This is a genomic window from Geminisphaera colitermitum TAV2 (genome assembly GCF_000171235.2).
Classification (GTDB): domain Bacteria; phylum Verrucomicrobiota; class Verrucomicrobiia; order Opitutales; family Opitutaceae; genus Geminisphaera; species Geminisphaera colitermitum.
The window spans coordinates 98,041-104,261 of record NZ_ABEA03000106.1; the positions used below are offsets into that span (position 1 = coordinate 98,041).

7 protein-coding genes are annotated in these 6,221 nt (G+C 62.1%); 4 read left to right on the plus strand and 3 right to left on the minus strand.

The window, feature by feature from the left end:
• Window positions 1–8: 8 nt before the first annotated feature.
• A complete protein-coding gene (locus OBACDRAFT_RS12935) occupies window positions 9–440 on the plus strand; it encodes a hypothetical protein (RefSeq protein ID WP_043586204.1) in 432 nt (143 codons plus the stop codon).
• A gap of 212 nt (window positions 441–652) precedes the next feature.
• Window positions 653–2,170, plus strand: coding sequence for a class I SAM-dependent DNA methyltransferase (locus OBACDRAFT_RS12940; RefSeq protein WP_043586205.1), 1,518 nt, complete (start codon window positions 653–655; stop codon window positions 2,168–2,170).
• A 74-nt stretch (window positions 2,171–2,244) separates the two neighbouring features.
• Here OBACDRAFT_RS12940 and OBACDRAFT_RS12945 read toward each other — a convergent pair whose 3' ends face one another.
• The gene (locus OBACDRAFT_RS12945; protein ID WP_043586236.1) at window positions 2,245–3,507 is read right to left on the minus strand and encodes an L-rhamnose isomerase; all 1,263 of its coding nucleotides are present in this window, start codon (window positions 3,505–3,507) and stop codon (window positions 2,245–2,247) included.
• Window positions 3,508–3,586: 79 nt separating this feature from the next.
• On the opposite strand from OBACDRAFT_RS12945, the gene OBACDRAFT_RS30735 reads away from it, so the two are divergent.
• Window positions 3,587–4,591 (plus strand): AraC family transcriptional regulator, encoded by a 1,005-nt coding sequence (locus OBACDRAFT_RS30735; RefSeq protein ID WP_269799068.1) that lies wholly within the window; start codon window positions 3,587–3,589, stop codon window positions 4,589–4,591.
• Between the two features lies 1 nt (window position 4,592).
• On the opposite strand, the gene OBACDRAFT_RS12955 is transcribed toward OBACDRAFT_RS30735, so the two are convergent.
• The gene (locus OBACDRAFT_RS12955) at window positions 4,593–5,369 is read right to left on the minus strand and encodes a sensor histidine kinase (protein ID WP_125068922.1); all 777 of its coding nucleotides are present in this window, start codon (window positions 5,367–5,369) and stop codon (window positions 4,593–4,595) included.
• A gap of 98 nt (window positions 5,370–5,467) precedes the next feature.
• Between OBACDRAFT_RS12955 and OBACDRAFT_RS12960 the strand changes: the two genes are divergently transcribed.
• The gene (locus tag OBACDRAFT_RS12960; RefSeq protein ID WP_043586208.1) at window positions 5,468–5,707 is read left to right on the plus strand and encodes a helix-turn-helix domain-containing protein; all 240 of its coding nucleotides are present in this window, start codon (window positions 5,468–5,470) and stop codon (window positions 5,705–5,707) included.
• A 39-nt stretch (window positions 5,708–5,746) separates the two neighbouring features.
• Here OBACDRAFT_RS12960 and OBACDRAFT_RS12965 read toward each other — a convergent pair.
• On the minus strand, window positions 5,747–6,221 hold a 475-nt coding region (locus OBACDRAFT_RS12965), incomplete at its 5' end, for a phosphoribosylanthranilate isomerase (RefSeq protein ID WP_043586209.1).

Genomic DNA, 6,221 nt, shown 5'->3' on the forward strand with positions numbered 1-6,221 from the left:
CCAGCCCCATGCCTCCGGACAAGCTGCCATTGGAACTCAAATTAGGTTTGCGTTGCGGCAGCGTCTTTTATTTTCAGGCCCGCGAGCTTACCTCGCTCGCGCCACACTACTACGTCGTGCTCAATCGCGACCCGCTTTCTGAAAAGCTCCTCTTGATGACGGTGTTCACCTCGAAAATTGAAAACGTGCGCCAGCGCAATCGCGAGCGACCGGCAACGGTGGTGGAGTTTGGCCCTGCCGATTACGATGAACTTTCGTGTCCCACGGCGGTTGATGGCAATGTCATACACCGCCGCACACTGGCAGAAATGGCAGACCTCGTGGTTCGCAAAAAAGTGGGTTATTGCAAGGATTTGCCCGCTGCGTTGCTTGAACGCATTCGCGCAGCAGTGCTTGCCAGTCCCGTGATAGAAGACGAAGACAAAGACCTTATCCGATGAATGCCTTATGGGCTTAAAACTCCTCCATAAAACAAAGGGCCCCGGTTTTCACCGAGACCCAAAGCCGACCGGGAATTCCCAATCCGTGATGACAAACCAACTCCATTTTCAGGTATTGCAAGACGGGAAATCTCTCCAAAGCGCAACCGCCTCACGCAGCCGCACCACCACAGTTTTCTTAATTCATAATTCTTAACTCTTACTTTCTCAGCATGACCGCCTCCTCCCTCGTCTCCAAACTCTGGAACTACTGCAACATCCTCCGCGATGACGGGCTCTCCTACGGCGATTACGTCGAGCAGTTGACCTATCTGCTGTTTCTCAAAATGGAGCACGAGAAGAGCCTGCCGCCCTACAACAAAAAATCTCAAATCCCCGCCGGATTCTCCTGGAGCGCGCTCGTCAAACTCGACGGCGACGACCTCGAAACGCACTACCGCATCACCCTCACCGAACTCGGCAAATGCGGCGGCATGCTCGGCCTCATTTTCCGCAAGGCCCAAAACAAAATCCAAGACCCCGCCAAACTCCGCCGACTCATCGCCGACCTCATTGACAAGGAAACGTGGACGAGCCTCGAAGCCGACGTGAAAGGCGACGCCTACGAAGGCTTGTTGGAGAAAAACGCCGCCGACGTGAAAGGCGGCGCCGGACAATATTTCACTCCCCGCGCCCTCATCGCCGCGATGGTTGAGGTGATGGCCCCGCAACCCGGCCAGACCATTTGCGACCCCGCGTGCGGCACAGGCGGCTTTCTCCTCGCCGCGCACGATTACCTCGCCCGCCCCGAACGCAAACTCGACAAGGAGCAAAAACGCTTCCTCAAAAACGGCACCCTGCACGGCGTCGAACTCGTGGACAGCGTCACGCGCCTCTGCGCGATGAACCTCATGCTCCACGGCATCGGCGGTGATTCAGATAAAACTCTCCCCGTCACCACGCGCGACGCCCTCAGCGGCAAACACGGCGAATACGACATCGTCCTCGCCAATCCGCCCTTCGGCAAAAAAAGCAGCGTCACCATCGTCAACGAGGAAGGCGAATCCGCCAAGGAATCGCTCGTCATCAACCGCGACGATTTTTGGGCGAGCACCAGCAACAAACAGCTCAACTTTCTCCAGCACATTTTCTCCATCCTCAAACAGCACGGACGCGCCGCCGTGGTGTTGCCCGACAACGTCCTCTTTGAAGGCGGCGCGGGCGAAACCATCCGCCGCCAACTCCTCCAACAAGCGGATGTCCACACGCTCCTTCGTCTCCCCACCGGAATCTTTTACGCCCAAGGCGTGAAGGCCAACGTGCTCTTCTTCGACAAAAAACCCGCGAACGACAAACGCCCGTGGACGGAAAAACTCTGGATTTACGACCTGCGCACGAACCAGCATTTCACGCTCAAAGAAAACCCGCTCAAGCCCGCCGACCTCACGGATTTTATCGCGTGTTATGGTGGAAGCGGCATCCCGCCGCTTGGCTCGGATAAAAAGCGGCAGGATGCCGCTTCCACTCTAAACCGTCACACCCGCAAAGAAACCGACCGTTTCAAGAGCTTCACTTACGACGAACTCATCAAGCGCGACAAGGTGAACCTCGACATCTTTTGGCTGAAAGACGATGCGCTCGAAGACAGCGCGAATTTACCCGCGCCTGAAATCATCGCCGCCGAAATCGTTGAAGACCTCCGTGCTGCGCTGGAGCAATTTGCCGAAATCGAAACCGACCTGCATAACTGAATGCAGGTCGGGAGGGGGGGGGGGGGGGGGGAGGAACATGCGTCGCCTCGATGCCGCTTGTCCCATCCGTCCGCTTACTTGCGCAGGCTGAGGACGGTTTTTTCGTAGGCTTTGACCTCGGGCAGCCAGGCGGGACCGACGGGGACGTTGGCGCGACGGCAGTATTCGTCCCACACTTCGGAGAAGGGCAGCGTCTTCGCCTCTTCCTGCCAGGCGAGGCGCGAGGTGTAGTCGCCGCTTTCCTCGGCCTGGCGGAGTTGCGCGGCGGGTTCGACAAGCGCGGCAAGGAGCGCCTTCTGCGCGGAACGGGTGCCGATAACCCAGGCGGCAATGCGGTTGATGCTGGCGTCGAAGAAATCGAGGCCAATCGCGGTGCGCGACAGGTAATCGCCGCGCACGACTTCTTCGAGCATCGAGCGCGTGGCGTCGTCAAAGGTGACAACGTGGTCGCTGTCCCAACGCACGGGGCGGCTCACGTGCAGGAGCAGGCCGGGCACGTAACGCATGACGGACGAGACTTTGTCGGAAACGGATTCGGTCGGGTGAAAATGTCCGGCGTCGAGGCAGAGCCACTTTTGGCGGGTGGCGGCGTAACCGAGGAAAAATTCGCTGGAGCCGACCGTGTAACTCTCGGCACCGATGCCGAAGAGTTTGCTTTCGACGGCGTCCACGTTGTGCGCGGGGTCGATTTTTTCGGCGAAGATGGCGTCGAGCGCATCGCTCATGCGCTGGCGCGGGGCGTTGCGGTCGAAGGGCGTGTCCTTGTGGCCGTCGGGCATCCAGAAATTGGTGACAACGCGGGAGCCGAGCTGGCGTCCGGCGTCGGCGGCGATGCGTCGGCAGGCAATGCCGTGGGCGATCCAAAATTCGCGGATCGACTTGTCGGCGCTGGCGAGCGTGAAGCCGTCATTGGAAAGTGGATGCGAGAAGTAGGAGGGGTTGAAATCGAAGCCGAGTTTTTGCGCCTTGCACCAGTCGATCCAGGTCTGGAAGTGCGCGGTGGTGAGTTCGCTGCGCTCGACTTTGGGCGCGCTGCCGAAGTCGGCGTAAATGGCGTGCAGGTTGAGGCGTTTGGTGCCGGGGATGAGGCTGATGGCTTTTTCGAGGTCGGCGCGGAGTTCGGCGATGGAACGGGCTTTGCCGGGATAGTTGCCGGTGGCCTGGATGCCGCCGCCGGAGAGGGAGGCTCCGGCGGTCTCGAAGCCGCCGACGTCGTCGCCTTGCCAGCAGTGCAGGGAGATGGGGGTCGAAGAGGCGCGGACGAGGGCGATCTCGGTGTCGATGCCGAGGTCGGCGTAGCGTTGGCGGGCGAGGGCGTAGGCGTTGGTGGTGCTCATGGATTGGGTGGAATACAGGGTTTGATCGAAACGTGAGCGGGCAATGTAGCCGATTTTTTCGAGGTTGAGAATCCACGGAATGAGCCTTGGCATACAGGAAATGAGCCCGTCGAGACGATCTTATGCGAAGGCCGCGCCGATTGCGGGCGCGGGTGATTTTTTTCGTTATCTGCCGTGTCCGCCCGCGGCGGAGACGTGGGGGCTGGTGGTGACGGGGGCCGGGGTGTTGCGCAACGCGCCGGGCGGGGCGTATCCGCCAGCCGGGCACCCGGCGGATCATGCGCTTTCGTGGGAATATGGGAGGGTGCTGCCGGCGTGGCAGATCGTGTTTATCGCGGAGGGGGGGGGGAGGTTTGAGTCGCGCCGTCAGGCGTTGCGCGAGGTGGGGGCGGGGACGGCGCTGGTGTTGTTTCCGCACGAGTGGCATCGTTATGCGCCCGACCGGGGGACGGGTTGGACGGAGTGGTGGGTGGAGTTGCAGGGGCCGGGGTGCGCGCGGTTGGAGGCGGCGGGCGAGTGGTCGGCGGAGGAGCCGTGCGTGGTGCCGGAACGAGCGGCGATGGAGAGTGTGTTGCGGAGGATTTGCGGGCGGTTGCGCGAGTCGTCCGCTACGGGAGCGGGCGAGTTGCCGGTGCCGGAGCTGTCGGCGGCGGCGTGGGAGGTGGCGGCGTTGATCGCGTCGGCGGGGTCGCGTCGGCGGCGGGGGGGGGGGGGGGGGGGAGGGAACGGGCGCGATGCGGAGGCGGCGACGTTGAAGATCGAGCAGGCGGTGCGGCGGGCGGAGATGTTTTTGCTGGAACAGGTGGATGCGCCGCCGTCGATGCCGGAACTGGCGGAGCGGCTGGGGGTGGCGTATTCGTATTTCCGCAGGGAGTTCCGGCGGCGCACGGGGTTGTCGCCGGGGGCGTATGTGCGGCGGTTGCGTTTGGAAAAGGCGCGGCGGTTGCTGGGCAATTCGCGGGCAACGTTGGCGGAGGTGGCGGAGGCGTTGGGGTTTTCGTCCGCGTATCACCTGTCGTCGGCATTCAAGCAGGCGTTTGGCGTCAGCCCGGCGACGTGGCGGCAAGGACGGGGCGCCTCGTGATTCAAAGATCGTTGCCTGCCGGATTGATTCTCAAGGCAGGCAGCGTAAGGAACACGGTCGTCCCGTGGTCGGGTGCGCTTTCGATCCGGATGCCGCCGCCCGCCTTGCGCGCGAGATCCCGGCAGAGGCGCAACCCCAGGCCCGACCCTTGTTCCGACCATGTGCCCGGCGTGCTCTCCACCACACCGCCGAGCAGGCTGGACAGTCGTTCCGGCGCGATGCCCACGCCATTATCCCGCACATGCAACTCCGCCATCCCGGGTTTCAGCAAACGTCCGCCCACCTCAATGCGCCCGCCCGGGCGGGTAAACTTGATGGCATTGACCAGCAGGTTGCGCAGGATCGTCTGCAACAGCGGCGGATCGACCAGCACGTTTACACCAGCCGGACTCGCATCGGTCATGCCAATGTTCTTCTCACCTGCCAGCGAAGCCAGCGGCCCCCACGCGGCCTCCAGCGCTTCGCTTGCCATCACCGATGTCGGCTCCCATCCCTGCCCGGCCTGCGCCCGGCCCCATGTCAGCAGGCTGTCAAGCAACTCCAATTGCAACGAACATGCCCGGTCGATCTTGCGTGAGAGATCGGCAAGTTCCTTCGGCGTGAACGTCGCCGCGTTGTCTGCGAGGAGTTGCACAAGCGACTTTAGCGAATTGGCCGGACCACGCAGGTCGTGACCGATGATCGTGAGGATGCGGTCGCGCTCCGCCACCTGCGCATCCGCCTTCATTGTCAACGGTAGTCGATGTCCCTTCGCATGGGGCGGCGCGACACCGGCCATGGCAGCGGATTTATAGGGGAGAGACATAGCTTTGGGTGAAGTCCACCCACCAAAGGGCCTTCATGGGCATAATGTCAATGGGTGAATTTCACCCAAAGATGAAGAAGACTACCGCAATCAAGGGTCGCAATCTTATAGGTGCCCAAGTCCGCCGCATCCGTTTGTCGCTTGAGCCCAAGGTGACGCTTGAGGACATGGCGGGACGCCTGGCGGCTCGCGGTGTGTTTCTGGACAGATCGGCCATCGGTCGCATCGAAAACAACGAGCGCTACGTTTTGGATTACGAGGCCGTGGCGTTCGCCGACGCCTTGGGAGTGGGGATTGCGGATCTGTTTTGAAAGCGGCTTTTGCCTGCGGGTTGCGCGGTGTCGCGAGAGCTACGTCAAAAGTCCCTGCAGGGCTCGGAGGAGCGCAGGGTCCTTGATGCCGGGGGAGTCCTCCACCCCGCTGTTCACGTCCACGAAACGCGCGCCGCTGCGGGCGATGGCGTCGGTGATGTTTCGCGGGTTGAGGCCGCCGGCGAGTATCCAGGTTTTTTCCGGGAAGGCGGCTTGGTGGCGAGCGAATTTTTCCCAGTCGCCGGTCTGGCCGGAGCCGCCGAAGCCGGTTTCATGAAACGTATCGAGGAGGAAGGTGTCGGCGAGCGGCAGGAGCATCGGCGACACGTCGGTGCCGGGAGGGAGCTTGGGGGCGAGCCAGAGGCGGTCGCGCCCGATGAATTCGTTCCATTCCATCACTTGGGCGCGGGGCACGGTGTGTTTGAAATGGATTTGGAACGCGTCGAAGCCCGCTCGCTGCGCCGCGGTCAGGTCGGCGATGCCGGGTTCCACCATCACGGCGACGCGGCGCGGC

Coding starts and splice junctions, on each gene's coding strand:
- OBACDRAFT_RS12935 (WP_043586204.1), top strand. CDS start 9: ATGCCTCCGGACAAGCTGCCATTGGAACTCAAATTAGGTTTGCGTTGC.
- OBACDRAFT_RS12960 (WP_043586208.1), top strand. CDS start 5,468: ATGAAGAAGACTACCGCAATCAAGGGTCGCAATCTTATAGGTGCCCAA.
- OBACDRAFT_RS12955 (WP_125068922.1), bottom strand. CDS start 5,369: ATGGCCGGTGTCGCGCCGCCCCATGCGAAGGGACATCGACTACCGTTG.
- OBACDRAFT_RS12940 (WP_043586205.1), top strand. CDS start 653: ATGACCGCCTCCTCCCTCGTCTCCAAACTCTGGAACTACTGCAACATC.
- OBACDRAFT_RS12945 (WP_043586236.1), bottom strand. CDS start 3,507: ATGAGCACCACCAACGCCTACGCCCTCGCCCGCCAACGCTACGCCGAC.
- OBACDRAFT_RS30735 (WP_269799068.1), top strand. CDS start 3,587: ATGAGCCTTGGCATACAGGAAATGAGCCCGTCGAGACGATCTTATGCG.